General features: G+C 62.4%; 24 protein-coding genes and 1 riboswitch. Of the genes, 10 read left to right on the forward strand and 14 right to left on the reverse strand.

Features of this window, described 5'->3' with window-relative positions; genetic code table 11:
- Nucleotide 1 precedes the first annotated feature (1 nt).
- Nucleotides 2-580: a hypothetical protein gene (locus Q1W70_RS20460; protein WP_166589048.1), complete on the forward strand. Its 579-nt coding sequence runs from the start codon at nucleotides 2-4 to the stop codon at nucleotides 578-580.
- A gap of 279 nt (nucleotides 581-859) precedes the next feature.
- Here the strand turns inward: Q1W70_RS20460 and hglS are convergent, their stop codons facing one another.
- From hglS to Q1W70_RS20475, 3 genes are all read right to left on the reverse strand, one after another.
- Nucleotides 860-2,257, reverse strand: coding sequence for a 2-oxoadipate dioxygenase/decarboxylase HglS (gene hglS / locus Q1W70_RS20465; protein ID WP_182341018.1), 1,398 nt, complete (start codon nucleotides 2,255-2,257; stop codon nucleotides 860-862).
- 180 nt (nucleotides 2,258-2,437) lie between these two features.
- On the reverse strand, nucleotides 2,438-3,367 hold the full coding sequence (locus tag Q1W70_RS20470) for an alpha/beta fold hydrolase (protein ID WP_265537923.1): 930 nt from the start codon (nucleotides 3,365-3,367) through the stop codon (nucleotides 2,438-2,440).
- 20 nt (nucleotides 3,368-3,387) lie between these two features.
- Nucleotides 3,388-4,842, reverse strand: coding sequence for a flavin-containing monooxygenase (locus Q1W70_RS20475; protein WP_166589045.1), 1,455 nt, complete (start codon nucleotides 4,840-4,842; stop codon nucleotides 3,388-3,390).
- Between the two features lie 227 nt (nucleotides 4,843-5,069).
- Between Q1W70_RS20475 and Q1W70_RS20480 the strand changes: the two genes are divergently transcribed.
- Nucleotides 5,070-6,143: a diguanylate cyclase gene (locus Q1W70_RS20480; RefSeq protein WP_166589044.1), complete on the forward strand. Its 1,074-nt coding sequence runs from the start codon at nucleotides 5,070-5,072 to the stop codon at nucleotides 6,141-6,143.
- 34 nt (nucleotides 6,144-6,177) lie between these two features.
- Here Q1W70_RS20480 and Q1W70_RS20485 read toward each other — a convergent pair whose 3' ends face one another.
- The 4 genes from Q1W70_RS20485 to Q1W70_RS20500 all read right to left on the reverse strand — a co-directional run bounded on the left by Q1W70_RS20485 (nucleotide 6,178) and on the right by Q1W70_RS20500 (nucleotide 10,569).
- A complete protein-coding gene (locus Q1W70_RS20485) occupies nucleotides 6,178-7,110 on the reverse strand; it encodes an ABC transporter substrate-binding protein (protein WP_166589043.1) in 933 nt (310 codons plus the stop codon).
- Entirely contained in the window at nucleotides 7,103-7,474 is a 372-nt protein-coding gene (locus tag Q1W70_RS20490) for a (2Fe-2S) ferredoxin domain-containing protein (protein ID WP_166589042.1), read from the reverse strand. Before Q1W70_RS20490 ends, Q1W70_RS20485 begins: the two co-directional genes overlap by 8 nt.
- Nucleotides 7,475-7,487: 13 nt before the next feature.
- Complete coding sequence (locus Q1W70_RS20495) at nucleotides 7,488-9,353, reverse strand: TonB-dependent receptor plug domain-containing protein (RefSeq protein ID WP_232534641.1); 1,866 nt, start codon at nucleotides 9,351-9,353, stop codon at nucleotides 7,488-7,490.
- A gap of 205 nt (nucleotides 9,354-9,558) precedes the next feature.
- Nucleotides 9,559-9,764: riboswitch (cobalamin riboswitch) on the reverse strand.
- A 193-nt stretch (nucleotides 9,765-9,957) separates the two neighbouring features.
- Nucleotides 9,958-10,569 carry a glutathione S-transferase gene (locus Q1W70_RS20500; RefSeq protein WP_166589040.1) on the reverse strand — a complete coding sequence of 204 codons (612 nt, stop codon included), beginning with the start codon at nucleotides 10,567-10,569 and terminating at the stop codon, nucleotides 9,958-9,960.
- A 363-nt stretch (nucleotides 10,570-10,932) separates the two neighbouring features.
- Here Q1W70_RS20500 and Q1W70_RS20505 point away from each other — a divergent pair, with 363 nt between their 5' ends.
- Nucleotides 10,933-11,337 (forward strand): TraR/DksA family transcriptional regulator, encoded by a 405-nt coding sequence (locus Q1W70_RS20505; protein ID WP_166589039.1) that lies wholly within the window; start codon nucleotides 10,933-10,935, stop codon nucleotides 11,335-11,337.
- 242 nt (nucleotides 11,338-11,579) lie between these two features.
- Nucleotides 11,580-11,801 carry a hypothetical protein gene (locus Q1W70_RS20510; protein WP_166589038.1) on the forward strand — a complete coding sequence of 74 codons (222 nt, stop codon included), beginning with the start codon at nucleotides 11,580-11,582 and terminating at the stop codon, nucleotides 11,799-11,801.
- Here Q1W70_RS20510 and Q1W70_RS20515 read toward each other — a convergent pair whose 3' ends face one another.
- Nucleotides 11,802-12,032 (reverse strand): hypothetical protein, encoded by a 231-nt coding sequence (locus Q1W70_RS20515; protein WP_166589037.1) that lies wholly within the window; start codon nucleotides 12,030-12,032, stop codon nucleotides 11,802-11,804.
- A gap of 835 nt (nucleotides 12,033-12,867) precedes the next feature.
- Here Q1W70_RS20515 and Q1W70_RS20520 point away from each other — a divergent pair.
- The 4 genes from Q1W70_RS20520 to Q1W70_RS20535 all read left to right on the forward strand — a co-directional run bounded on the left by Q1W70_RS20520 (nucleotide 12,868) and on the right by Q1W70_RS20535 (nucleotide 15,223).
- Nucleotides 12,868-13,317 (forward strand): hypothetical protein, encoded by a 450-nt coding sequence (locus Q1W70_RS20520; RefSeq protein WP_166589036.1) that lies wholly within the window; start codon nucleotides 12,868-12,870, stop codon nucleotides 13,315-13,317.
- Entirely contained in the window at nucleotides 13,317-13,520 is a 204-nt protein-coding gene (locus tag Q1W70_RS20525) for a hypothetical protein (protein ID WP_182341007.1), read from the forward strand. The genes Q1W70_RS20520 and Q1W70_RS20525 overlap by 1 nt, the downstream gene beginning before the upstream one ends.
- A gap of 119 nt (nucleotides 13,521-13,639) precedes the next feature.
- On the forward strand, nucleotides 13,640-14,653 hold the full coding sequence (locus tag Q1W70_RS20530; RefSeq protein ID WP_302097824.1) for an ABC transporter substrate-binding protein: 1,014 nt from the start codon (nucleotides 13,640-13,642) through the stop codon (nucleotides 14,651-14,653).
- 132 nt (nucleotides 14,654-14,785) lie between these two features.
- Complete coding sequence (locus Q1W70_RS20535; protein WP_166589033.1) at nucleotides 14,786-15,223, forward strand: DUF3995 domain-containing protein; 438 nt, start codon at nucleotides 14,786-14,788, stop codon at nucleotides 15,221-15,223.
- A gap of 9 nt (nucleotides 15,224-15,232) precedes the next feature.
- On the opposite strand, the gene Q1W70_RS20540 is transcribed toward Q1W70_RS20535, so the two are convergent.
- The 5 genes from Q1W70_RS20540 to Q1W70_RS20560 are packed head-to-tail and all read right to left on the reverse strand — an operon-like array spanning nucleotide 15,233 to nucleotide 21,303.
- A complete protein-coding gene (locus Q1W70_RS20540) occupies nucleotides 15,233-15,601 on the reverse strand; it encodes a Na+/H+ antiporter subunit G (RefSeq protein WP_302097825.1) in 369 nt (122 codons plus the stop codon).
- Nucleotides 15,598-15,876 carry a K+/H+ antiporter subunit F gene (locus tag Q1W70_RS20545; protein ID WP_166589031.1) on the reverse strand — a complete coding sequence of 93 codons (279 nt, stop codon included), beginning with the start codon at nucleotides 15,874-15,876 and terminating at the stop codon, nucleotides 15,598-15,600. Before Q1W70_RS20545 ends, Q1W70_RS20540 begins: the two co-directional genes overlap by 4 nt.
- Nucleotides 15,873-16,361 carry a Na+/H+ antiporter subunit E gene (locus Q1W70_RS20550; protein WP_166589030.1) on the reverse strand — a complete coding sequence of 163 codons (489 nt, stop codon included), beginning with the start codon at nucleotides 16,359-16,361 and terminating at the stop codon, nucleotides 15,873-15,875. Before Q1W70_RS20550 ends, Q1W70_RS20545 begins: the two co-directional genes overlap by 4 nt.
- Nucleotides 16,358-18,043: a monovalent cation/H+ antiporter subunit D gene (locus tag Q1W70_RS20555; protein ID WP_166589029.1), complete on the reverse strand. Its 1,686-nt coding sequence runs from the start codon at nucleotides 18,041-18,043 to the stop codon at nucleotides 16,358-16,360. Before Q1W70_RS20555 ends, Q1W70_RS20550 begins: the two co-directional genes overlap by 4 nt.
- Nucleotides 18,040-21,303 carry a monovalent cation/H+ antiporter subunit A gene (locus tag Q1W70_RS20560; protein ID WP_302097826.1) on the reverse strand — a complete coding sequence of 1,088 codons (3,264 nt, stop codon included), beginning with the start codon at nucleotides 21,301-21,303 and terminating at the stop codon, nucleotides 18,040-18,042. Before Q1W70_RS20560 ends, Q1W70_RS20555 begins: the two co-directional genes overlap by 4 nt.
- Before the next feature lie 429 nt (nucleotides 21,304-21,732).
- Between Q1W70_RS20560 and Q1W70_RS20565 the strand changes: the two genes are divergently transcribed.
- Both Q1W70_RS20565 and Q1W70_RS20570 read left to right on the forward strand, forming a co-directional pair.
- Nucleotides 21,733-22,296: a helix-turn-helix domain-containing protein gene (locus Q1W70_RS20565; protein ID WP_166589027.1), complete on the forward strand. Its 564-nt coding sequence runs from the start codon at nucleotides 21,733-21,735 to the stop codon at nucleotides 22,294-22,296.
- 63 nt (nucleotides 22,297-22,359) lie between these two features.
- Nucleotides 22,360-23,793: an FAD/NAD(P)-binding protein gene (locus Q1W70_RS20570; RefSeq protein WP_166589026.1), complete on the forward strand. Its 1,434-nt coding sequence runs from the start codon at nucleotides 22,360-22,362 to the stop codon at nucleotides 23,791-23,793.
- 118 nt (nucleotides 23,794-23,911) lie between these two features.
- Here Q1W70_RS20570 and Q1W70_RS20575 read toward each other — a convergent pair whose 3' ends face one another.
- On the reverse strand, nucleotides 23,912-24,679 hold the full coding sequence (locus Q1W70_RS20575) for an SDR family oxidoreductase (protein WP_166589025.1): 768 nt from the start codon (nucleotides 24,677-24,679) through the stop codon (nucleotides 23,912-23,914).
- Nucleotides 24,680-24,692 lie beyond the last annotated feature (13 nt).

The raw sequence follows: 24,692 nt of genomic DNA on the forward strand, positions 1-24,692 counted from the left end.
CATGAAGCTTCATACGCTGACCAAAGCCATCACACTTGCCACCCTGCTTTCTACCGGTAGTCTCAGTGCCTACGCTGCGGATATTCCCCTGACGGAAGTGGTCGAGGCCAATCAGGTGATCACCAAGGTGATCTCCGTCGATGCGGCCAATCGCGAGGTGGTACTCGAAGGCGCCGAAGGCAAGCCGGTGCACATCCAGTTGAGCGAAAAAGCCAAGGATCTGGGCAACCTCAAGGCCGGCGACAAGGTGCAACTGGACGTGATCCGTTCGGTCGGCACGTTCCTCGACACCGATATCGACAAGAGCCTGCCGGGCTCGGTTGAGCGGGTCGGCGAAATGCGCGCCACCGAGAACAATCCGAACCCGGGCGGCACTGCCTACCGTCAGGTCAAGGTGCAGCTGAAAATCACCGCCATTGACCTGGCGAAAAACCAGGTAACGCTGCAGAACCCGGCGGGCGTGAAAAAGACGGTGACCGTGGAAAAACCTGAGCTGCAGGCCAAGCTCAAGGACCTCAAGGTCGACCAGAGCGTGGTGGTGGTCTACACCGACGTGCTGAAGGTCACCACGGCGCACTAAGATTTCTTGTCGCAGAATAAAACGAAACCCGGTGAGGATGATCCCCCCACCGGGTTTCGTTTTTTTTCGCTTATGAATTCTGTTGAAATATGACTGCACATTTATTCAGAATTTGTCACCGGACATATCTGCCAACTTGCATTAAAATTCCCCACGTTCGCCCAGTGCCATGGCTCTTTACCAGTGCAAGGATTGCCAGGCCATTACACTGGGCGAACTCCTTTCTACACAGTTCGACAAACAACATTCAGATGTACAACATTTATGAATGTTCGTGCCTCAGTTGCGCGCTGGCAGATTTAACGCCGCGTAACACTCTTCAAGCGAACGCTGCTGCGTTTGTGCATACAACCCCAGTTCATCGATGGTCGAACGCCCCAACGCCTGCTCGAACGCGGCTTGGTTGGAGTGCTGTGCATAGTGGGTCTGTGCGGCATCGCCCAGGTTCGACTGGAAGATCCCGGCGGCGCTGACCGGCAGGAAGTCCTCGTACACCAGCGGCTCGAACCGCAGGAAACCCGCCTGCAGCAAAGCGTCCAGGCTCAGGCCCTTGAGCGCTTGGGCAGGGGCGGTGCGGCCTTGTTCGGTGACGAAATACCGGAAGTAGGCCAGGTCTTGCTCACGCAGGGCGGCGTAGCTGTCCGGGAACGCTTCGAAGTGCTGGTGCATCAGGCGGTTGTAGCGTTCGGCGTTGGCTTCGTTGGGGAAGTCCTGAAGCTCGTCGCGGGCGGCATTCAGCAGGCGATCGTAGAGCGCCCGGCCTTGGGGCGTCAGGGCCGCGCCGCGCTGCTCGATTTCGCCGAAGCGCGCGCTGTGACTGCCGCTGGCCTGCTGCTGGTCGGTGAAGGCGATGGCTTCATCCAGCGCTTTGAAGCTGGTCTGGCGCAGCAGGATCGGGCACTGGCGACGGGGCGGCCCCTCGATGACGGCCTTGGGGGTGATGCCATGCGCGGGCATCTGCGCCTGCACGATGTCGATGTCCAGGGTGCGCGGTGTCAGGTGGTTGATGTGCGGGCCCTTGAACGCCACCACGTCGGCGACCAGCCGGTGCTGGGCGCTCAGTTGCTGGTACTGCGCGGCGGTGACCGTGGCGTGGTGGTGCCAGCGGAAGGTCTCCAGTGCCTGTTCGACAAACGCCTGGGCCTGGGCTTCGTCGAGACCGCCTTGCTGTTCGGCCAGGTCGATCAGTTGCAGGGCCTGGGCGGTGAAGATCGAGCGCCGGGCCAGCACCGATTCGGCAAAGGCGCGCAGCTCGGGGTCGGCGATCAGTTCCAGGCGCAGCAGCGAGGTGAATACACGAAACGGGCTGATCTGCAGCGCGCTTTCATGCACGGCGCGAAACGCCGTGGAATGTACCGGCACCCCGGCCGGGGTGAGGTCGTAGTAACCCACCGGCTCCATGCCCATCACCGCAAACAGCCGGCACAGGGTGGCCAGTTCGCTGGCGCTGCCCACGCGGATTGCGCCGTGGCGTTCCAGGTCCAGGCGGTCGATTTCGCCCGTGGCACTCAGTTGCCGGGCGATGGCCGGATCCTGCTCCAGTACCTGGGCGTTGGTCTGGGCTACCAGCGCCATCAAGGCGCCGTACAACGGCACTTCTTCGCGGTACATGTCCGACATCGCCCGTGAGAAGCGTTGGCGGATCAGGTCAGGGCTGACGACGTTCTGGTTGCTCATGAATAGGAATCCCGGCGCAGTGACAGTGAAGTAGGCCGATTCTGTTCGGCGCTGGCGGGGCTTGCAAACGAAGTTTCTTCCGAACTTCATTCTGCAAACGACTGCTGCACAGGTCGTTATGGCTTCTCTGGCTGTTGCCTTTGCGGATCAGTAGTTTTTCGACTGTCGCCAGGCGTCGGGCTAACGCCGCGGGCGCTCAAGAAACTGCCGATACAAGGCTGCCGTCTGCGCGGGGCGCTCGACCATCGGCATATGGCCGATACCGTCCCAGATTTCCAGGCGGGCACCGGCGATGCCCTTGGCCCAGACTTGGGCGCTGCTGACATGCAGCAAGCGGTCTTCGCGCCCCCACAGCAACAGCGTCGGGGCGTGGATCTGCGCCAGCCGGGAGCCGATCGGCTGGCTGGCGTGAAAGTCCTCGAAGATCTCCGCCAGCTCGTCGCGCCGGTCCTCGTAACGTTCGGCAATCGCCGCCAGCACCACGCCCGGAACCCAGGGCGGGGAAGCCATGGTCATCCGATAGAGCCGCTTGAAGTCGTCTTGCGAATGGATCAGGAACGGATTGGTGCCGGCGGCCAGCAGCCGCTCCATGTCGCTGGGCTCGGGTGAACTCAGGCCCGCAGGGTCAATCAGGGTCAGTGAGGCGATTCGACCCGGGTGGGCGGCCGCCAGCCAAGCGGCGATGTAGCCGCCCATGGAGTTGCCGATCACGTGGACCTTGCCGATGCCACAGGCGTCCAGCAACTGGATCATTCGTTCGGCCTGGGTCGGGATGTCGTAGCCGCCTCCGGCCTTGAACCCGGTTTCACCGTGGCCGGCCTGGTCGGGAATGATCACCCGGCAGTCGTCGACAAAATGCCGGGCGAAGCGCAACCAGATGGCCTTGTCGGCGCTGTAGCCGTGGAGCATCAGCAGGGTCCTGTCCGGTGTGTCCGGCCCGCCCTGGTAGGTGACCATGCCCATTTCCGCTATCGGCATGGTGACTTTTTCCAGGCGATACAGGCGCGCCTCCAACGCGGTGCTGGCGTCGTACAACAGGTGGCCGATGCGCGGCCAGGTTCGCCAGGTCCAGTAGGCCAGCAGCACGGCAAGGATCAGCACAATCACCATCGCGTTCTCCCCAGTACATGTCAGGACAGGATGTGGTCGCCCGGTTTCAGCCGGCGCGTCAGTTGGTGGTAGCTGAAACTGAATCCCGGAAACATGGCGATCACGTGACCGCTCTTGCTTTGATACCAGCTGTGGCAGCCACCGGATTTCCACACGGTGCGCTGCATTTGCTGGTGGATCATTTCGGTATAGGCGCTTTCGGCTTCCTTGCGTACCTCAATGCTGCGCAGACCCTGTGCCTTGAGGGTGCGAATGCAGTCGAGGATGTAGTTCATCTGTGATTCGATGATGAACAGGGCCGAGGTGTGGCCGATGCCAGTGTTGGGGCCGGTGACGATAAACAGGTTGGGAAAGTCCGGCAGGCTGGTGCCCAGGTACGCGCGCGGGTAGAGCGCCCAGACGTCGCTGAGGCGAGTGCCGTGTTTGCCCAGCACCGGATAGTTGATGACCCCGTCGGTGGCGTCGTAGCCGGTGGCCCAGACGATCAGGTCGAGGTCGATGTGCTGGCCGTCGACGGTGCGGATACCGCGTTCGTCCAGCGCGGCAATGCCCTGGTCTCGACCATGCAAGGTGACGTTGGCGCGGGTCAGCGCCGGGTACAGGGTGCTGGACAGAATCACCCGCTTGCAGCCGATGGTGTAGTCCGGGGTGAGTTTTTGCCGCAGTACCGGGTCCGGCACCTGGCGCTTGAGATGATTGAGCGCCTGGTGCTGCACCAGCTTGAGGGCGGTCTTGGAGTATTTGAAGGCGATCACCCGGGTTTCGAACTGCCAATAGATCAGCCAGCGCAGCAGTTTGTAGGCCGGCTTGAGGCCCAGCAGCCAGCGCTGGAAACGGCCGAAATGGCGGTCGGCGCGGGGCAGGACCCAGTGTGGGGTGCGCTGGAACACATGCAAGTGGGCCACCTGCGGCGCAATGCTGGGAATGATCTGCGCGGCACTGGCCCCGCTACCGACGATGGCGACCCGCTTGTTGCGGTAGTCGTAGCGGTGATCCCAGGCATTGCTGTGGAAGGTGGTGCCGGCAAAACGCTGCTGGCCTTCGAACGCCGGGATCACCGGTTGGCTCAGTGGCCCGGAGGCGTTGATCAGGAACTGCGCCCGGAAGGTGCCTTTGCCACGGGTGAAGACCTGCCATTGCCGGGCGCTGTCGTCCCATTCGACCCGCTCGACATCGGCCTGCAGCTCGACCTTGTCGCGCAGTTGGTAGCGATCGACCACATGCTGGGTGTAGCGGTGCAGCTCGGCCTGTTCGGCGAACATCTGCGTCCAGGGCCAGGAGGCGAACGACAGGGAATAGAGCGGGGAGGGCACATCGACGGCGGCGCCGGGGTAGGTATTCTGACACCAGGTGCCGCCAAAAAAATCACGCCGTTCCAACAGGCGGAAATCGTCGATACCGGCCTTCTGCAGGTTGACCGCCGCACACTGGCCGCCAAAACCGCTGCCGATGATCAATACCTGATAGGTGTGCATGATCCTCCTCGTTTAGCGTTGCGCCGCACGCGAGTCTCGGCGGTGCGATAAGTCCCTCTCATTTATAGTCAATCTTTCGTCGCCGGGTAGGCCGAGTCACCTTTTTCTGGCTGCTGGACGGTGATGGCTATTTGACGTTGCCCTGATAGACTCCGAAGTATTGCCGTCTACGGAACTTGCCGTCGCAGGGTTCCCATCTGCCGCACCAAGAGGAGCGTTGACCCCCTATGCAGCCTGTTGCAGGAAAGGGTCTTTCAATGGCCAGGAGGTTGTACACCTCGCGCTCCCTCGGCTTGGTGCTGGGCCTGTTGTGCGTGGGCGCGGCGCTGCTGCCGCTCAAGCCGCCGGTATGGCTGGTGGCACTGATGCTGTTCAACGGCCTGGTATGGCCACACCTGGCGTACCAGTGGACGCGCCGCTCGGCACAGCCCTATCGCGCTGAATACCGCAACCTGTTGATCGACTCGTTCATGGGCGGCTTCTGGGTGGCGGCCATGCAGTTCAACCCGCTGCCCAGCGTCGCCACGCTGTCGATGATGGCCATGAACAACGTGGCCATCGGCGGCGTGCGCTTCCTGCTCGCCGGCCTCCTGGCCCAGTCGCTGGGGCTGGGATTGGGTCTGTTGTTGTTTTTTCCGGCCTTTATTCCGCCGACCAGTCCCTTGCAGTTGTATGCCTGCCTGCCGTTGCTGACCTTCTACCCGCTGGCACTGGGCTGGATCTGCTTTCGCCAGACCCATGCCCTGGGTAAAAGCAAACGCGAACTGTTGGCCCTGAGTCGTACCGACAGCCTGACCGGGCTGCTGAATCACGGGGCGTGGAAAGACGCCCTGGAAATCGAGTTCCAGCGCTGCCAGCGTCAGCAGGCCGGCGGGGCGATTGCCTTGATCGACATCGACCATTTCAAGTCGATCAACGACACCTACGGGCATGTCGCCGGGGACATTGTGCTGCGCCAGTTGAGCAAGATCCTCAAGCAGAACCTGCGCGCCACGGATGTCGCGGGGCGTTACGGCGGCGACGAGTTCTGCGTCATTCTCCCCGACGTGCCGCTGGCCCATGCGGTCCAGGCGATGGACGCCCTGCGCGACCGTTTTTCGGGTCTGGGCTACGAACAGAGCCCGGCCCTGCAAGTCAGCCTGAGCATCGGCCTGGCGGCGTTCAACCCGATGCACAGCGACGCCACGCAATGGCTCAGCGACGCCGACCTGGCGCTGTACGCCGCCAAGACCACCGGCCGCAACCGCGTCATCTGCCACGCCGACGGACTGGTCCAGCGCGTGGCCGTAGGGGTCCCGTAGCAGCCCGAACGCAGCCTCGCAGGCTCGACAGCGGCTACGGGCGACGGCCCTCGACTCCCATTTCCTTTAAACGCTGCGCCAACTCCAGCGCCACGCGCCCACTGGCGAACGTTGGCAGCAGATGGGCGAAGGGCACGTCGAGCATGCGGTTTTGCTTCACGGCCCGCAGTTGCGAGAGCACCGGGTCGTGGCGCAGCAGATACCGTTTGCGGCTGGCCGGAGACCAGACGGCGTCGGCCAGCAACAGCACGTCGGGGTCACTGGCGAGCAGGGTCTCGCGGCTCACGCTCAGGTGGCCCTGGTCGACCTCGGCGAAGGCATTGCGCGCCCCGGCGGCGCTGAGCAGGGCCGTGACGAAGGCGTGTTTGCCGACGCTGTCCAGGCCGTCCGCCTCGCTGTCCAGGTAGAACACCGACAACGGTTTGGTACCGCTGTGCAGGGCCGCGGCCCGGGCCAGGTCGGCGTCCAGGGCGGCGCTCAACTGCTGCGCCTGCCCGGGGCGTTGCAGCAGAGCACCGAGGGTTTGCAGGTCGGCGCGGATGTGCGCGAAAAAATCCAGGGAGCGCTGGTCGCAGGCGGACTCCAGCAGGTAACTGGCAATGCCCTGGCGGGCCAGCATCGGCCGTGAGCTCAGGTGTTGCGCAAAGGCCGAGGCAAACCCGCCCACCACCAGGTCGGCGTGCTGGGTGTACAGCACCTCGGCCGATGGATAATGTTTGGAGATGAGCGGGATGCCGCGGTAGGCGCCGTGTTCGATCGCTTCCTTGTCATCGTCGATATAGGCCACGCCAATCAGCGTCGGACCGGCGCCCAGGGCCAGCAAGGTGTCGGCGCTGTGCTGGTTGAGCGCGATGATGCGTTGCGGCGCCTGCTCGATCACCTGGGTTGTTCCGCAGTTGTCGTAGGTCTGCGCCCATGCGGGTAGCGGGGCACAGAGCGACGCACTGAGCAGCAGTCGCCTAAGCATCGGGCGAACCTCCCGCACGCGCGCCGATCAGCAAGTGCGCGACCACCGCACCCGCTACCAGATGCCCGTCCACCAGTTGCTTGACCTCCTGCTCATCGCGCACCCGGTACCAGCAAGCATCCGGGTAAACGGTCAGCACTGGCCCCAGGTTGCAGGGGAACTGGCAGCCGGTGCGGGTCAGCAGGACGCCTTCGGGCGTTTCGATCCGGTCGTGCTTGAGCAATTCCCGGCGCAGGGTTTTCCACAACGCCAGGGACCCCCTGGCCACACAGCGCGGACCGGTACACAGGAACACCTGGCGGGCATGCGGTGGGATGCTCGACCAGGCCGGGTCGCTCGGCACGCCGTTGATGTCATATTCCATGGCAGACACTCCCTCAGAAACGGTAGGTGTAACGCACCTCTGTGGTGAACGGCCGGCCGAGGTTCTCCACGGACGGGCTGCCGGTGGTCATGCTGGTGGCGTAGTCACGGTCGAACAGGTTTTCCACCAGCAGGCTCAGGCGGTGGCGACGGGCGTTGTCCAGGTAGCGATAGGCGTCGGCATCGACCACCGAGTAGTGGCCGTAGTCCACGTCCTTGGCGCTGACCACCGAGCGGATGTAGCGCAGCGCCCCACCGGCGCCCCACCGGCGGTTCTCTGACTCGTAGCCCAGGCGCGAGCGGGCGAAGAAGCTCGGGATGTTGCTGATGGTCACGCCGTTGCGGCCTTCCACCAGGTTGCGGGTCATGTCGCCTTGCAGGCTCCAGCGCTCATTGAGTTGCCACTGGCCGTCGACTTCGATACCGCGCACCAGGATCTCACCATCACCGTTGACCCACTGGTCGCCGTCGAGGGTGATCAGGTCGTCGATTTCCCGGCGAAAGCCGGTGATGCTGGCGCTGAATTCGCGATCCAGCAGGGTGCCTCGATAATCCAGGCCCAGTTCGGCATTGCGGCTTTTCTCGGCCTTGAGGTTGGGGTTGCCCATCTCCTCGCCAGGTTCGTTGACGTACAACTGCTCGGCGTTGGGCAGTTTGTAGGCGCTGCCGAACTGGCCTCGCAACGCCCAGTGCTCCGTCAGGTCGTAGAGCGAGGTCAGCATGCCGACCGTGGCGTTTTCGCCGCCGCTCAGGTGCTCCTGGCGTACGCCGATGCTCGGGTGCCAGTCCGGCAGCGCGGCGATCACCGGGCGCAGTTGGGTATAGAGCGCGTGGGCTTCGGCCTGCTGGTTGTCGATGACCATGACATCGTCCTGGCCCTTGAACCACTGGTTGTCGCTGCCGAACACCAGCACGTGGCCACCGGGCAATTCGGCCTTGCCCTCGGCCTGCAGGCCCCAGTCGGTGAAACCCCAGTAGTCGTTGTGGTTGAGTACCCGGGTGCCGCCACCTTCCAGGTTATAGACCCGGGTGTAGCGGGTGTCCCAGTCGTTGACGTGGCCTTTGAGGAAGTAGCTCAGGTCTTGATTGACCTGCTGTTCGAAGGTGGCCGTGGCGATCTGTTGCACCCGGTCGTTGCGGGTGTTGCGGTTGTCCGTGGGGCGGGCGAAGTCCAGATTGGCGTCGCTGTACTGGTAGAACAGTTCCAGGCGCGAATCGTCGCCGAAGGCCTGGGTGGCCTTGGCGCCGAAGGTGCTGACTTCGTAGCCGCGCTTGCGGTCGGTGGCGGTGCTGCGCATGTCACTGCTGCGAAATGGCTGGTAGCCGTCGGAGACGTTGTGGCTGACGTACGCCAGCAAGCCCAGGTCGCCAAAGCCGTTGCTGACAATCTGCTCGGCGCGCGCGTCGCCGCTGCGGCCCATGAAGCTGTCCAGCCCCATGTTGACTTCACCGGAGGTCTCGCGGGTCTGGGCGCTGCGGGTCACGATGTTGATCACCCCGGCCACGGCCTGGGTGCCGAACAGCAGACTTTGCCCGCCCTTGAGCACTTCGATGCGTTCAATGGCATTGGCCGGCAGGGTGTCGAGGTAGAGCCCACCGTACAGGCGATTGTTCAGGCGCACGCCATCGAGCAGGATCAGGGTGTCGTCGTTGCGCCCACCCAGCAGCGAATAGTTGGCGTAGTCGAAGGGGCCGTTTTTCGGCGCGACGTAGAGGCCGGGTACCGACATCTGCAGCACGCGGGTGATGTCGGCATCGGGGCCGGCGCGCTCGATCTGGGCGCGGTCGATGATCTCGACCTTGCTGCCAAAACGCGCCATTTCGGCCACGGTGGTGGATTCCACCGACGGTGCGCTGACGAGTTGCTGGTCGAGGGTCATGGCCGGGGTGTTGGCCAGTGCGGGGGGGCTGATCAGGCAGAGCAGGGCGCCACAGGCATACAGTCGCGCAGGACGCGGGTCCTGGCTGGAAGGAGTTGGAATCTGAGTCATTTTTGGTCTTCTCGAAAAAAATCTTCGCAGAAGCACGCAGGAGAAAGTATCGGACACGCGCCAATACCGGCCCATGCCCGCCCACCGCAGGTTTGCCAAACAGAAATTCCAGGCCGGTCTCCGGGCTTGCGAGGCTCGAAGCGTTCACCTTCCCAGGCCCCGTGGGCCCAGTGGTCTGTCGAACGCTTCACTCGCTTACCGTTGCGGGGGCAGCACCGGACTAACCCTGAAAAGGGCGCACCGGTTTCCCGTTTCACCTCATGCACGGCGGCATGAGGCACCTGAAACTGGGCGGTATCTGAACACTCGGATGACCGTTCGTCAAATAATCAGGTGGGCTTTAGGTACAAGGCTTGCCCGTGATGGCCTCTAAAACCCTGGTCGGCCCACCGAAGCAACGTCGCACCACAGTTGTGTAGATACCTAGGCCGCGATGGCGATATCTGGAAGGCCATCGCGGGCAGGCCTGGAGCGGCAAGCATCAGGCGGGGCCTCAGCTCATCGGCGTCTCGACAAACGCCGGCTGCTGTTCGGCATACGCGGTAAATGCGCTGATCAGTGGAAACTGCGCGACATCGACCTGGTCGGGCACGACCAGCAAGGTGAAGCTCCAGGCCACGGCGAGGGTGATGCCGTCCTGTTGCAAGGTGCCATCCATGGGCAGCGGTTGCCTGGCCAGCTCCTGTTCCAGTGCCGAGTACGCCGCGTGCAACTGCCCGCTGACCCGATCCAGCCAGGGCGCATGTTGCTTCTCGCTGGGGCGCAGGTTGCGTTCGTAGTAGATCTGCACCGACTTCTCGCACGCGGCCAATGCCAGGCCGATCAGCCGCAGGGCGCGCAGGCGCTGGTCCAGGGAGGCCGGCATCAGGCTTTTGCCCGGGCTGCTCAGGGCTTGCAGGTAGTCGATGATCAGGGTCGAATCCATCAGCACTTCGCCGTCGTCCAGCACCAGCGTGGGTGCCTTGACCACCGGGTTGATCGCCTGGAACGCCTCGAAACCGCGGAACACCGAAATCGAGGCGTGCTCGAACGGGATGTCCAGGGTCTTGAGGCTGATGGCGACACGTCTTACATAAGGAGAATCGAGCATTCCGATCAGCTTCATGTACAGCTCCTTGGAGAGAGGCGGGGCAAGGGCCTGAATCTAGCGCTAAACAGCGGGTCTTGAATACTTCTGGCGGTCTGTGTCGCCGTTTGTCTTCTATATACAGCCGCTGGATTGAATTTCTTGCTATAAACGCACTCCGATAAACGCCCAAAGCTTGCCGCAGAGCAATTTAAGGGCTTTGTCAGACAAATTCCCTGTCTTTTCAGTTGCTGAGGCCGCCCCTCGGCCTTAGACTGCCGCCCCCTCGTAAATTGACTGCTGGGTGGCGCTTGGAATGTATGGCGCCTTTGCGAAACCTGGCAGGTTGACCGGAACGCATCCTGATTCGCCTTAATGCACGTATTTTTTATAGAGAAATCAATGACAAAGGATAAGTTGCTGGCCATGCCGGCGGATGACTACATGAATGCCGAGCAACAGGCTTATTTCACTGAGCTGCTGCAAAACATGAAGGTGGAAACCCACGAGCGTATCGAGCAGAACCGCATCGCCATTGAAAGCCTGGACACCCCGGCAGATCCGGCTGACGCGGCTTCGGTCGAAGAAGAACGCACCTGGCTGGTGAACGCCATTGACCGTGACCAGCGCATGCTGCCCCAGCTGGAACGTGCCCTGGAGCGCATTGGTGACGATACTTTTGGCTGGTGCGACGACAGCGGCGAGCCTATTGGCCTCAAGCGCCTGCTGATCAGCCCGACCACCAAGTACTGCATCGAAGCTCAAGAGCGTCACGAGCAGATCGACAAGCACCAGCGTCAAGCCTGATTCGCGCGGGTTACCCTTAGAGGGTTGCCGCAGACAAATCGCAACTTGCCACAGCGTCCGCGACGGACGTTGCTGCAGGTTGCGATTTTTGCGTTGTGCGGCCGACAAAAAGCCTCGACCACGGGCGGGATTGTTACCGGTTGTGTAACTAAATAGTGCAGGCGTATCGCTATTTCCGCTTCCGGCTATTCATTACCATAGGCTTACTGTTAGGAAGCTAATGAATATCCCGAGGTGGGTTCATGCAGTGTAAAGTCGATGTCGCCGTGATGATCGGCAGTGGTGTGCCGGCCGGCCTGAGGGCCCTGGGACAAGCGGTGTGCTGGGTGGTCCTGCTCAATGGCGAGCAGTACGGAACGGCCTTTGGCAGTCGCGCTGAGGCGCAAGCCTGCAAGGATGCCTGGTTGGCGCAGCTGAGTGCCCGGCAGCCCGAGAGGCCGCGGGCCGCAGGGGTGAAAGCCTGATCAGCTCTTCAGGGCGCCTTGATCGACGGCGAGCTTGAGGGCCTTGGCCGACTCCTTGGCCGCGACAGCCGCTACTTCGCCGGTCTTGAACCAGCGATCTTTCTCGACCTGGTGATAGGTGATGGTGGTCAGCGGTGGTTTGGCACGCATGACAATCACTGCCTGGAATTCGCCGTCGATTTCTCTGGCTTCGCCCCGGATGAAAAACTCGCCGATATCAAATTCGGTCACGTGCGCCTTCCCTTGGAAATTATTCTATTGATTGCAACGCAGTCCGCGAGGAGGCTGGGTTCAATGGTCGGGCAGTATGGCAGTTGTTGCAGGGAGGCGGCGCAGTTATGTCATGGGTGTGACGAAACGCCTGCGCCGGTTTACGGAGAGGTTACTTAGTGGCTGACTTCAAAGGTTCGGGCGAGGGCACAGGCTTCATTGTGGTTCATACGGAAACCTCTTACACGACCTGTGGCGGTTTCTTTGATATGAAAGAAGCCATTCCCAGCGAGTATTACTTGATAACGCAGTTGGGGTGATGCGGGAAGAAGACCATCCATTGCCCTGCAAGTCCCGCCGTGGGCGGTCTGTGGCGAATAGTGGCGGTTGCTGGTGGTTGGGCCGGGAAGGTGTTGTGAGTACATAGGAATTCCTTTTCTATGGTTTACCGACGGTCGCACGTCACTTTCAGTAGTCTAGAAGCGCTTGGCTGCTCTAGAATCCTCCCCACTGACGGGAGGTAGGTGCTCATCTAAAGCAATTTTCTTCAAGGTATATGTCAGAAAATTGGTTTTTTTTAAGAGTTTTTTCCCTAATGTTGATAGTCCAGTAATCTCTGATCGTTAGAGGGAACCTTTCCTTCAACATCCGACGACTGCCAGAGACGACGGTGCGAGTGCTTATCCAGTAGCCTGCTCGTACCTTGCGATGAAGCGGTGTTCTACCGGCTTCTCGATGACAGCCTGGGCCATTAGTGCGACATCTTCGGTACGGCCGTTTTTTTTGCTGCCTGTTTTTCTGCCGGCAGTGTCATTTCTGATGTGGGGATATTTCGTTGGCAGTAAGTAATCTCGATATGCACGCTTTGTTTGTGCTGGGCGATCTGCGCGCAAAGCTGGTTAAACAGTTTCAGTCCCGTTTTGTCTACATCACCGAGCAAAACCCGGAAGGCATCTACGTCGCCGAGATCGATACCGAATCGGCCCTGGTGGTGGATGACAAGCAACGCCTTGAACTCAAGGTCGGCGATCATTTTCGCGCCGCGGTATTGCCCAGCCGTGAAGGCGGCAAGTTGGAAATCAAGTTTCGTGAAATCAAACTGACGGTCTATGGCCTGGGCGATTACGCATTCGTCACTACGGCCGACGGCCATGCTGTCGTGTTCAAGGAAGGCAGCAGCGTGGTCACCGTGTTTGCCGCGCACCAGCAACTGCAGGAAGGCCTGACCAAGACCCTGAAGGCCGTTACCGCCAAGGCGGCGAAGTTTCGCAAGGGTGAGCTGGTGTCGTTCAAGGCCAGTGAGTAATGAGCCTGTCCCGGGCTGATTTCCATCAGCAGCACCAGGCCCGCGCCCGTGATCACGCACTGCAGTTGTTCGCCGAGAAGGCGGTCATGCAAGGCGCCTGGCTGAACTGGGTGGCGTCACAGCTTTACCTGTTGCGCCCGGCGGAGTACGCCAGCATGGTGCGCCGAGAGTTGCAGCAGTTGCAGGAACCGCCTGCCCGATAAGCCCCGTCCCGCGATCACTGGAACCTCTACTACAGTCAGTTGACTGAGTAAGCAGAGGCTGGCGTTTTTTCTGCGCCGGGCCGTCCGGTCATCGCTGTGAACAGAACGAGGTGCGAGGCATGAAAGGATTTCGACTGCTGTTGGTCAGCACGTTGACCGCTATTGGCCTGCTGACGTCGCCCACCGCCGCCACGGCCGCCCAGGCGCCGATCCACTTTGCCGACCTGAACTGGGAAAGCGGCAGTCTGATCACCGACATCTTGCGGATCATTGTCGAAGAGGGTTACGGCCTGCCCACTGACACCTTGCCGGGCACCACCATCACCCTGGAAACCGCCCTGGCCAACAATGATATCCAGGTCATCGGCGAAGAGTGGGCCGGTCGCAGTCCGGTCTGGATCAAGGCGCAAGCGCAAGGCAAGGTGGTGAGCCTGGGGGATATAGTCAAGGGAGCCACCGAAGGCTGGTGGGTGCCCGAGTACGTCATCAAGGGCGACCCGGCCAAGGGCCTCAAGCCACTGGCGCCGGACCTGCGCAGCGTCAGCGACCTGCCGCGCTACAAGGATGTCTTCAGCGATCCGGAAACCCCCGGCAAAGGACGCTTCCTCAACAGTCCGATTGGCTGGACCTCGGAAGTGGTCAACCAGCAAAAGCTCAAGGCCTATGGCCTGAGCGACAGCTACGTGAATTTTCGCAGTGGTTCGGGCGCGGCACTGGATGCGGAAATCACTTCTTCGATTCGCCGGGGCAAGCCGGTGCTCTTCTACTACTGGTCACCGACCCCACTGCTGGGGCGTTTCAAGCTGGTCCAGCTGGAGGAACCGGCGTTTGACGCCGAGGCCTGGAAAACCCTGACCGATGCCGATAATCCCAACCCACGACCCACTCGTTCGTTGCCCTCCAAGCTGTCCATTGGCGTGTCCACGCCCTTTCAAAAGCAGTACCCGCAGATTGCAGTGTTCTTCAGCAAGGTCGATCTGCCCATCGATCCCTTGAACAAGGCACTGGCCGAGATGAGCGAGAAACACAGCACCCCGCGCCAGGCGGCCAAGGCCTTCATGACCGCTCATCCGGACGTCTGGAGAGCCTGGTTGCCCAAGGAGATCGCCGACAAAGTGGCGGCGTCGCTGTAGCCTGGGAATCTCCTTGAGGGGCACTGGGAACATTGCGCTTACCGATCGGCGTTTCATTGATAAATGGCAACGCATTGAGGATTCGTCTGGACTAGGCTGTTTTTTCTGCCAACGATTCAAGGAAATTCGATCATGACCTTCGTGCTTGCTCAGTGGCTCGCAGGAGTATTTGTGGTGATCAGCCTGATCCATGTGTACTGGGCGCTGGGTGGTCAATGGGCTAACGATGCGGTAGTGCCCTACGTCCCGACACCCGAGGGCAAGGGCTTGCGCCCGGCCTTCAAACCGTCGTCGCTGGGGACCCTGGCGGTAGCCGTCGGGCTGCTGCTGATTGCCCTGATGGTGAGCTTGCGAGTGGGGCTGCTGGTGCCACAGATTCAGCATTGGTCGCTGCAATGGCTGATCAGCGCGATTGCCCTGCTGATGTTTGCCCGGGCCATTGGTGATTCGGACCTGGTGGGGTTCTTCAAGGAACAGGTCGGGTCGAAGTTCGCGCGCCTCGACACCTGGGCCTTTTCGCCCCTGTGCGTCGTCCTGGGGGCGGGGCTGCTGACCGTCGCCTGGGTCTGAATCAGCCCCTCAACTACCGCTCTCGTTGTGCCGGCTGCTGACCTCGGCCGGCACCTCATGACCCGCCATGCGCTTGCGGAACAACGCCGCGCGCGCCAGCAGCAGGGTGGTCACCGGCATGGTGATCGACAGCAGTATCGGGATCAGCCACGCATGGAGCACCAGGCTGGATTTGAGCGTCGAGAAATAGAGGATCGAGGCCAGCGCCACGCACCAGGCACCCAGGGTCGAGGCCAGAGCGGGTGGGTGCATGCGCTGGAAGTAATCCTTCAGACGCACCATACCGATGGCGCCGATCAGGGCACTCAGGCTGCTGATCACCAGCAAAATGGCCACGGTAATCTCGACCCACAGGGGTAATTGAGAAGCCTGGTTCATTCGATCACCTCGCCGCGCAGGAGGAATTTCGCCAGGGCAAACGAGCCGACGAAACCGAACAGCGCAATCAGCAGCGCCGCTTCAAAGTAGGTGTCACTGGCATAGCGGATGCCCAGCACCATCATCATCAGCATGGCGATGACGTACAGGTAGTCCAGCGCCAGGACCCGGTCCTGGGCCGAGGGGCCTTTGAACAGACGGATCAGGGTCAGCACCATGGCCAGGGAAAACACGAACAGGCTGAACACAATCGCATTCGAGAGCAGGGCACTCATTCGAAGATCTCCATCAGGGGGCGCTCGTAGGTCGCCTTGAAGTGCTCGATGAATTGCGCCTCGTCATCCAGGTCGAACACATGCAGCAGCAGGATGCTGCGATCCAGTGCCAGTTCCGACCAGACCGTGCCGGGAACCACCGTGGTGATCATCGACAGCGCCGCCAGCCCGTTGGCGTCGCGCAGGTCCAGCGGCACCTTGACGAACCGTGAGCGCGGCGGGCGTCGCTTGGCGTTCAGCACGCTCCAGGCCACAGCCAGGTTCGACCCCAGCACGTCACGCCCCACCAGCAGGAACAGGCGCAGGACCACCCCCGGGCGGCGGATGCGGATCGGTAGCGGGCGCAGCTTGCGCATCATCAGTGGGGCACAGAAGCCCAGCAGCGCGCCGAGCAGCAGGTTGCCCGGGCTGACCGACAGGTTCAGCACCAGCCACAGCACCCACAACGCCAGGGATAACCAGGGAGCCGGAAACAGACGCCTCATGGCTGCACCTCCTGCGCGGCGGCCTGGGCTTCAGGGCTGGGCACGGCGCGGGTGCCGAGCACGGCCATGACGTATTGCTCGGGATTGTTCAGGGTGTTGGCGGCAGCCTGGGTGAAACGCATCAACGGTTCGGCCTTGAAGGTCAGCAAGATGCTCAGGCCCAGCAAGGCGATGATCGGCACGCATTCCAGGCGCCGCAGAACCGGTGGCTGGCGCTCTTCCGGGGTCCAGAAGCGCTGGATGCCCAGGCGCGAGAACGCGATCAGCGAGGCCAGTCCGGAGAGGATCAGCAGCGCCAGCAGGTACCAGGCCGCGGTCGACACCGGCTGCCCCGAGGACGCGCCGAGCCCCAGCGGGTTGAGCAGGGCGCTGAGCAGGCTGAGCTTGCCGATAAAGCCCGAGAGCGGCGGCATGCCGATGATCAGCAGGGCACATGCAATGAAGCTGAGGCCGAGAAAGGCCATGGTCCAGGGAATCACCTGGCCGACCACGGCTTGCTGTTCGTCGTCGAGGTTGATGCCCTTGGTCGGCGGGCTCGCGCCCAGTGGACGCGGCAGGGCTTCGGCTTCATCGTCCAGGGGGATTTCCACCGCCGTGCGCGAGCGCTCGATCAGTTCTGCCAGGAGAAACAGCGCACTGAGGGCCAGGGTCGAGCTGACCAGATAGAACAGCGCCGCGGCCACCAGGTTCGGCTGGGCAAAGCCGATGGCCGACAGCAGGATGCCGGCCGAGACCAGGATGCTCAGGCTGGCCATGCGTTCCAGGCGGCGCGCGGAGAGGATCGCCAGCGCCGCGCAGACAATGGTCGCCATGCCGCCGTAGATCAGCCAGTCACCGCCGAAATACGCCGAGGCGCCGGCCTGCCCGGAAAACAGCAGGGTCCACAGGCGCAGCAGGGTGTAGACGCCGACCTTGGTCATGATCGCGAACATTGCCGCCACCGGCGCGCTGGCCGAGGAGTAGGCCGGCACCAGCCAGAAGTTCAGTGGCCACATCCCGGCCTTGGCCAGGAACGCCACCGCGAGGATCGCTGCGCCGGCATGCAGCAGGCCGCGATCGGCTTCGGGCACCAGGGGAATCTTCAGTGCCAGGTCGGCCATGTTCAGGGTGCCGGTGACGCCGTAGATCAGCGCCGCGCCAATCAGGAACAACGAGGACGCCAGCAGGTTGATCGAGATGTAGTGCAGACCCGCGGACACCCGGGTGCGGCCCGAGCCGTGCAGCATCAGGCCATAGGAGGCCGCCAGCAGCACTTCGAAGAACACAAACAGGTTGAACAGGTCGGCCGTCAGGAAGGCGCCGTACAGGCCCATCAGTTGAATCTGGAACAGCGCATGGAAACTGGCCCCGGCCCCGTCCCAGCGCGCCATGGCGAACAGCAGGGCGCTGACGCCGATGATCCCGGTCAGGACCAGCATCAAGGCCGACAGGCGATCGACCACCAGCACGATGCCGAACGGCACTGGCCAGTTGCCGGGCAGGTACACGCCGATGGAGTTGGGCACGCCCTGTTGCTGGGTCCAGTACAGCAGCATCACCGAGATCCCCAGGCCGATCAGACTCGAGAACAGGTTCAGCCGGGCCTTGAGCGGACGGTGCTTTTCGCCCAGCAGCAGCATCAAGGCCGCCGTCAACAACGGCAGGAGAATGGGAGCGGCGATCAGATGTTGCATCCAGTTCATTCTTTAGGCTCCCGGCCATCGACATGGTCGGTGCCGGTCAGGCCCCGGGATGCCAGCAGCACCACCAGGAACAGCGCGGTCATGGCAAAACTGATGACAATGGCGGTCAGCACCAGTGCCTGGGGCAGGGGATCGGTGTAGTTCAGCAGGTCCTGGGGCACGCCGTCCTTGATGATCGGCTCCTTGCCGATAAACAGGCTGCCCATGCTGAAGATGAACAGGTTGACCCCGTAGGACAGCAGGCACAGGCCCATCACCACCTGGAAGGTCCGCGGACGCAGTACCAGCCAGACCCCGGAGGCCGCCAGTACGCCGATGGCAATTGCGATGACTTCTTCCATCAGGCAGACTCCTGGCTTGGCAATGGGTTTGGGCTGGCTGCTCGGCTTGTGGCCACGCACCGATTGGTGCGCCAGGGCCGTCAGGATCAACAGGGTCGAACCGACCACCACGGCATACACGCCGACGTCGAAGAACAGCGCGCTGGCGATATGGATGTCACCCAGCAGTGGCAAGCTGAAGTGCCAGGTATGGGTGGTCAGGAACGGATAGCCGACCGCCATGGCACCGAGGCCGGTGACGCTGGCGAACAACAGCCCGGTGCCCATCCAGCGCAAGGGACGCAGGCTCATCTGTGCCTCCACCCATTGGGTGCCGGCCACCATGTACTGCAGGATGAACGCCACCGACATCACCAGGCCGGCGACAAAGCCGCCGCCAGGCTGGTTGTGCCCGCGCATGAACAGGTAGAACGAGACTACCAGGGCAATCGGCAGCAACAGGCGCACCAGCACGGCCGGGACCATCATGAAGCCCAGGGCGGTGTCGCTGGCATGGCGCGGGTTGACCAGGTCGGTGACCACGTCGGGTGCCAGCAGGCGCTGTTGCGCCGGCAGTTGCATGCTTTCCTTGGGAGGGCGGAAGCGTCGCAGCAAGGCGAACACGGTCAGCGCCACGGCCGCCAGCACGGTGATTTCACCCAGGGTGTCGAAACCGCGGAAGTCCACCAGCATCACGTTCACCACATTGCTGCCGCCGCCTTCGGGCAAGGCGCGGCTTAGGTAGAACGAGGAAATGTCGTTGGGTGTCTGGCGGGTCAGCATGGCATAGGACAGCAGCGCCATGCCGACACCGACCGCGATCGACAGCAGCAAGTCGCGCAGGCGGCGGACCTTGGCCCGGGCTTCGCTGCCCGGCAGTGGCGAGACGTCCTCGATCCGCCGTGGCAACCAGCGCAGGCCCAGCAGGATCAGAACCGTGGTCACCACCTCGACCACCAGTTGGGTCAGGGCCAGGTCCGGGGCCGAGAACCAGACGAAGGTGATGCAGGTCATCAGGCCGCAGACACTGACCATGGTCAGGGCGGCAAGACGGTGGTACTTGGCCTGCCAGGCGGCGCCGAGGGCGCAGACAATCGCCAGCAGCCACAGGGTGACGAAGACAATCGACCCCGGGATCTTCGGCCGGTCGCCCCAACTGATACCGCTGCCCAGCATCGGGATCAGTCCGGCCAGCACTGCCGCCAGCACCAGCAGGAACAGTTGTGCCTGCAGACGCTTGGTGCTGATCCGTCGCTCCAGGCGGCGGGCCAGGCGCATCATCACCACCAGGCTGCGTTCGAACAGGCGCTTGCCGTTGAACCGGCCTATCAGCGGCGGGTACTTGAAGCGCCCGTGCTTGAACTGGTTGCGCAGCAGCAGATAGAGAACGATGCCGCAGGACATGGCGATCAGGCTCATGATCATCGGCGCGTTGAGGCCGTGCCAGATCGCCAGGCTGTACTCGGGCAAGGTGCCGCCGACGACCGGCAAGGCGGCAGCGGACAGTAGCGGGCCGACCACCTGGGCCGGGAAAATCCCCACCACCAGGCAGGTGAACACCAGCAACTCGACCGGCGCCCGCATCCAGCGCGGAGGCTCGTGGGGGGTATGGGGCAGGTCGGTGGCGGTCGGGCCGAAGAACACGTCGACGGTGAAGCGCAGGGAGTAGGCAACACTGAAGGTGCCGGCGATGGTCGCGATGATCGGCAGGCTGGTCTCGACCCAGGCGGTGGCATTGATGAACACCGTTTCGGCGAAGAACATCTCTTTGGAGAGAAACCCGTTGAGCAACGGCACGCCGGCCATCGAGGCGCTGGCGACCATGGCCAGGGTGGCGGTGAACGGGATCAGGCGGATCAGGCCGCTGAGCTTGTGGATGTCACGGGTGCCACTTTCGTGGTCGATGATCCCCGCGGCCATGAACAGCGAGGCCTTGAAGGTGGCGTGGTTGAGAATGTGGAACACCGCCGCCACTGCCGCCAGCGGACTGTTCAGGCCGAGCAGCAGGGTGATCAGGCCCAGGTGGCTGATGGTCGAGTAGGCCAGCAGGCCCTTGAGGTCGTTCTGGAACATGGCGCAGTAGGCGCCGAGCAGCAGGGTGCAGGCCCCGGCGCCGCTGACGATGTAGAACCATTCTTCACTGCCCGACAGCGACGGCCACAAGCGCGCCAGCAGGAAGACGCCGGCCTTGACCATGGTTGCCGAGTGCAGGTAGGCCGAGACCGGTGTCGGTGCGGCCATGGCGTGGGGAAGCCAGAAGTGGAACGGGAACTGCGCGCTTTTGCTCAAGGCGCCGATCAGGATCAGGGGTAACAGGATGGGGTAGAGCGCGTGGGCACGAATCAGATCGCCGGCGGCCAGGACCTGGTCAAGGTCGTAGCTGCCGACGACATGGCCAAGCAGCATGACCCCCGCCAGCAGGCACAATCCACCGGCACCGGTCACCATCAACGCCATGTAGGCGCCTCGGCGGGCGTCGGCGCGATGGTGCCAATAGCCGATCAACAGGAATGAGAAGAGGCTGGTCAGTTCCCAGAAGAACACCATTTGAATCAGGTTGCCGGAGATCACCAACCCGAGCATGGCCCCCATGAACGCCAGGAAAAACGCGAAGAAGCGCGGCACCGGGTCTTCGGGCGACATGTAGTAACGGGCGTACAGCGACACCAGCGTGCCGATGCCCAGCACCAGCATGGAGAACAGCCAGGCGAACCCGTCCATGCGCAGGACGAAGTTCAAGCCGAGGCTGGGCAGCCAGGAAAATTCTTCGCGAATCACGCCGCCGTCGGCGATTTGCGGGTACAGCAAGGCTACCTGGATGGTGCCGACGAGGGCGACCAGTCCAGCGAGAATCGATTCAGCATTACGTGCGTTGTGGGGCAGCAAAGCCGCCAGACAGCTGCCAATAAATGGCAGAAGCAGTAGAACTATCAGGGACATAGGCTTCTATTCTGCGCAAGTTTGTGAAGGATCATACTTGCCGAGGCCCGGATCACCAACTGCCAAGCTGTGGCAGGATCCTACAAGTTAGACTGAATTTGCCTGTTTATCATTGTTTCGGTGGTGGGTGGGTATGTGTGCATATCCGTTGCTGCGGTAACGGCTACTTAGGGTTGCGCCCTGACGGCGGGTCACTTTTTTACAAACGCCGGAGTGCCGGCCCAGCAAAAAAGTAACCAAAAAAACGCTTGCCCCAAGCGTTCGGCCCCTCGCTTAGGCTCGGGGTACCGGCCTTGCTTGAACGCAGGCGCAGGGGTGAGGGTTTGCAAGGGGGGCCGACGTGATGGTCTTGCGCACTACCTGGGTGGGACGCACAATGCGTCGGCAGTTGGGCAGTATACTGCGCAATCCATACAAGTGAGCAATATAGTGCACAAAGACAACGGCCAACGCGCCTCCGTCCTGCAACACGTCAGTCAAAACGTCCGCCGCCTGCGCCATGCCGCCGAACTCAGCCAGAGTGCGCTGGCAGAAAAGTCCGGGGTCAGTCGACGGATGTTGGTGGCTATCGAGGCTGGCGAGAAGAACGTCAGCCTGACCACGCTCGACCGGGTCGCCGAAGCGCTGGACGTGGCCTTCAGCGACTTGATCCAGGCCCCCGACGCCCGTGACCCCAGTCGCATCAACGAGCTGGCCTGGGCCGGTGCAATCCCCGGCAGCCAAGCGGTGTTGCTGGCCAAGGCCAGCGCCAGCCGTGAGGTGGAGCTTTGGCAATGGCGGCTTGAGCCCGGCGAGAACTATCTGTCGGAAGCCGATGCCGACGGCTGGAGTGAACAGGTGTATGTCTTCGAGGGTTGCCTGACGGTAGTGCTCGGCGATGAAGAGCGGGTATTGTCGAGCGGTGAGTTCATCAGTTTTGCCAGCAACTGCACTCACGCCTATCGCAACGATGGCGCTGTGGCTGTCAGGTTTGTCCGTAATGTGGTGATCTGAACCTCATTAAGATTCTCTAAAAGATATCTAAATCATTGAATTAAAAATAATTATGAGAAATTCATGAGCGAGATTCCCTGCGAGCAAACACCCTCGGATGTCCGTAGCGCCGATATCCTGATCGTCGGTGGTGGCTTGAGTGGTGCACTGCTGGCCGCGCAGTTGCTGCGCCTGCCGGGCCAGCGCCGGGTGCTGGTGATCGAACCGCGCGCCGAACTGGGCCGTGGCGAGGCCTACAGCGCCGTCGAACTGGGCCATACCCTCAATGGCAACGCGGCGCGGATGAGCGTTGATCCGGACAATGCCGATGACCTGAGCCAATGGCTGAGCGCCTTCATCGCCGCCGGTGGCTGGCCGGAATCGGCAGAGCAAGCGGTGCCGGTCGCCGAGTTGTTCCCGCCTCGGGGGTTGTTCGGGGTCTATGTGCAACAACGTCTGGCGCAAGCCCAGGAACAGGGTGCCCGGCAGGGCTCGAGCGTCGAGCACGTACGCGGCGAAGTGGTGGATCTGCAGGTCGATGCCCAGGCCGCCTGGTTGACCTTGAGCGACGGCAGTCGGCTACGGGGGGAGTTTGCGGTGCTGGCCACCGGCATGTTCCCGGCGGCGAGAACGCCGCAAACCCACTCCAGCGGGGTCAACGCCGCGGCCCTCGATCCTTGGGACGTGGCGACCATGGCGCGACTCGATCCGCAAGCGACGGTGATGATCATCGGCTCCGGCCTGACCATGGTCGATGCCGTGGTCTCGTTGGAGCAGGCTGGCCACCGCGGTCCAATCGAAGTGTTCTCCCGTCACGGCCTGTTACCCCATGTGCGCCGGCAACCGCCGGAATGGGTGGATTTCCTGGCCCTGGATCCGGATATCCGCAGCCCCCGACAGCTGCTTCGTGAGCTGCGCCGCCAATGCCGGGCGGCGCAGGCCCAGGGTATCGACTGGCAAGCCCCGCTGGACACCGTGCGCGCCCATATCGCGCGCTTGTGGAGCCAGGCCACGGACCTGCAGCGTCGACAGTTCGTACGCCATGTGCGGCCTTGGTGGGAAAGCCATCACCATCGTTCGCCACCGCTGAGCGCCCAGTTGGTGGCCCGCCTGCATGAAGAGGGACGGCTGCGGATTCACGCGGCGTCCTTCAAGGGCCTGCTGCCGGCACACGAGGGTCGGCTCTGCCTGGCGCTTCGGCGGCGCGGCGAGTCTGAGGTGACGGTGGTCAGCGGTGATGCCTTGATCAACTCCAGTGGCATCGAATACGACTGGCGCCGGGTTGCCCGGCCACTGCCCCAGCAGTTGCTGGCCCGTGGCTTGATCCAGCCGGGGCCGCTGGCGCTGGGAATTGCCGCGCGAGCCGATGGGGCTGTGATCGACGCCCAGGGCCGGGTCGCCCGACGGCTGTTCGCCATGGGGCCACCCTTGCGGGGCATGTGGTGGGAAAGTACCGCAGTGACAGATGTGGCCAGCCAGGCCAAGGCGCTGGCGCGGCGGTTGGTGCAGGGGGGCTGATACGCCCCCCCGTTGGAGCTCAAGCAAACAGTCCTGCGCACGTTTGACGAGTAGGCCGCCTCGCCCGGCCTGACCCCACCAACGGATATGCCCAAAAACCCAAGATCAAAAGATCAAATCAAGACAGAAACCCCCCATCCACATTCAGCGAAACCCCGGTGGTGTAGCTGGACGCATCGCTCGCCAGGTACAGCACCGCGCCCGCCATTTCACTCGGCGCAGCCACGCGCTTGAGCGGAATCTGTTGCAGCGCGGTGTTGAGGATCGCGTCGTTCTTGACCAGCGCCGAGGCGAACTTGGTGTCGGTCAGGCCCGGCAGCAGGGCGTTGCAGCGAATGCCGAACTGCGCGCATTCCTTGGCAAAAACCTTGGTCATGTTGATCACCGCGGCCTTGGTCACCGAGTAGATGCCCTGGAAGATGCCTGGCGAGACGCCGTTGATCGACGCCACGTTGATGATGCTGCCGCCCCCGTTCTCGCGCATCAGCTTGCCGGCTTCCACCGACATGAAGAAATAACCCCGGATATTCACATCGACGGTTTTCTGGAACGCGCCCAGGTCCGTGTCCAGCACGTTGCAGAACTGCGGGTTGGTGGCGGCGTTGTTGACCAGGATGTCCAGGCGCCCGAACTGCTCGCGGATTCCGGCAAAGACCTGGCTGATCTGCTCCATTTCCCCGATGTGGCAAGCAATTGCAGTGGCCTTGCCGCCGTCGGCGATGATGGCGTCAGCCACGTGCTGGCACCCCTCGAGCTTGCGGCTCGACACGATCACGTGGGCACCTTGCTGGGCCAGCAGCCGGGCAATGGCTTCACCGATACCGCGGCTGGCACCGGAGACAAACGCGATCTTGCCGTCGAGGTCGAACAACTGAGTCTTGGACATGGTGTTTCCTTGT

The sequence above is a fragment of the Pseudomonas kielensis genome, assembly GCF_030505375.1.
GTDB classification, from domain to species: Bacteria; Pseudomonadota; Gammaproteobacteria; order Pseudomonadales; family Pseudomonadaceae; genus Aquipseudomonas; species Aquipseudomonas kielensis.

What these genes read in the sequence shown, in the direction of transcription:
- Q1W70_RS20530 (WP_302097824.1), top strand. Translation starts at nt 13,640, where the DNA reads ATGAAAGGATTTCGACTGCTGTTGGTCAGCACGTTGACCGCTATTGGC.
- Q1W70_RS20470 (WP_265537923.1), bottom strand. Translation starts at nt 3,367, where the DNA reads ATGGTGATTGTGCTGATCCTTGCCGTGCTGCTGGCCTACTGGACCTGG.
- Q1W70_RS20540 (WP_302097825.1), bottom strand. Translation starts at nt 15,601, where the DNA reads ATGAACCAGGCTTCTCAATTACCCCTGTGGGTCGAGATTACCGTGGCC.
- Q1W70_RS20570 (WP_166589026.1), top strand. Translation starts at nt 22,360, where the DNA reads ATGAGCGAGATTCCCTGCGAGCAAACACCCTCGGATGTCCGTAGCGCC.
- Q1W70_RS20535 (WP_166589033.1), top strand. Translation starts at nt 14,786, where the DNA reads ATGACCTTCGTGCTTGCTCAGTGGCTCGCAGGAGTATTTGTGGTGATC.
- Q1W70_RS20495 (WP_232534641.1), bottom strand. Translation starts at nt 9,353, where the DNA reads ATGACCCTCGACCAGCAACTCGTCAGCGCACCGTCGGTGGAATCCACC.
- Q1W70_RS20490 (WP_166589042.1), bottom strand. Translation starts at nt 7,474, where the DNA reads ATGGAATATGACATCAACGGCGTGCCGAGCGACCCGGCCTGGTCGAGC.
- Q1W70_RS20485 (WP_166589043.1), bottom strand. Translation starts at nt 7,110, where the DNA reads ATGCTTAGGCGACTGCTGCTCAGTGCGTCGCTCTGTGCCCCGCTACCC.
- Q1W70_RS20555 (WP_166589029.1), bottom strand. Translation starts at nt 18,043, where the DNA reads ATGAACTGGATGCAACATCTGATCGCCGCTCCCATTCTCCTGCCGTTG.
- Q1W70_RS20550 (WP_166589030.1), bottom strand. Translation starts at nt 16,361, where the DNA reads ATGAGGCGTCTGTTTCCGGCTCCCTGGTTATCCCTGGCGTTGTGGGTG.
- Q1W70_RS20480 (WP_166589044.1), top strand. Translation starts at nt 5,070, where the DNA reads ATGCAGCCTGTTGCAGGAAAGGGTCTTTCAATGGCCAGGAGGTTGTAC.
- Q1W70_RS20520 (WP_166589036.1), top strand. Translation starts at nt 12,868, where the DNA reads ATGCACGCTTTGTTTGTGCTGGGCGATCTGCGCGCAAAGCTGGTTAAA.
- Q1W70_RS20505 (WP_166589039.1), top strand. Translation starts at nt 10,933, where the DNA reads ATGACAAAGGATAAGTTGCTGGCCATGCCGGCGGATGACTACATGAAT.
- Q1W70_RS20525 (WP_182341007.1), top strand. Translation starts at nt 13,317, where the DNA reads ATGAGCCTGTCCCGGGCTGATTTCCATCAGCAGCACCAGGCCCGCGCC.
- Q1W70_RS20575 (WP_166589025.1), bottom strand. Translation starts at nt 24,679, where the DNA reads ATGTCCAAGACTCAGTTGTTCGACCTCGACGGCAAGATCGCGTTTGTC.
- Q1W70_RS20560 (WP_302097826.1), bottom strand. Translation starts at nt 21,303, where the DNA reads ATGTCCCTGATAGTTCTACTGCTTCTGCCATTTATTGGCAGCTGTCTG.
- Q1W70_RS20475 (WP_166589045.1), bottom strand. Translation starts at nt 4,842, where the DNA reads ATGCACACCTATCAGGTATTGATCATCGGCAGCGGTTTTGGCGGCCAG.
- Q1W70_RS20545 (WP_166589031.1), bottom strand. Translation starts at nt 15,876, where the DNA reads ATGAGTGCCCTGCTCTCGAATGCGATTGTGTTCAGCCTGTTCGTGTTT.
- Q1W70_RS20500 (WP_166589040.1), bottom strand. Translation starts at nt 10,569, where the DNA reads ATGAAGCTGATCGGAATGCTCGATTCTCCTTATGTAAGACGTGTCGCC.
- Q1W70_RS20510 (WP_166589038.1), top strand. Translation starts at nt 11,580, where the DNA reads ATGCAGTGTAAAGTCGATGTCGCCGTGATGATCGGCAGTGGTGTGCCG.
- hglS (WP_182341018.1), bottom strand. Translation starts at nt 2,257, where the DNA reads ATGAGCAACCAGAACGTCGTCAGCCCTGACCTGATCCGCCAACGCTTC.
- Q1W70_RS20460 (WP_166589048.1), top strand. Translation starts at nt 2, where the DNA reads ATGAAGCTTCATACGCTGACCAAAGCCATCACACTTGCCACCCTGCTT.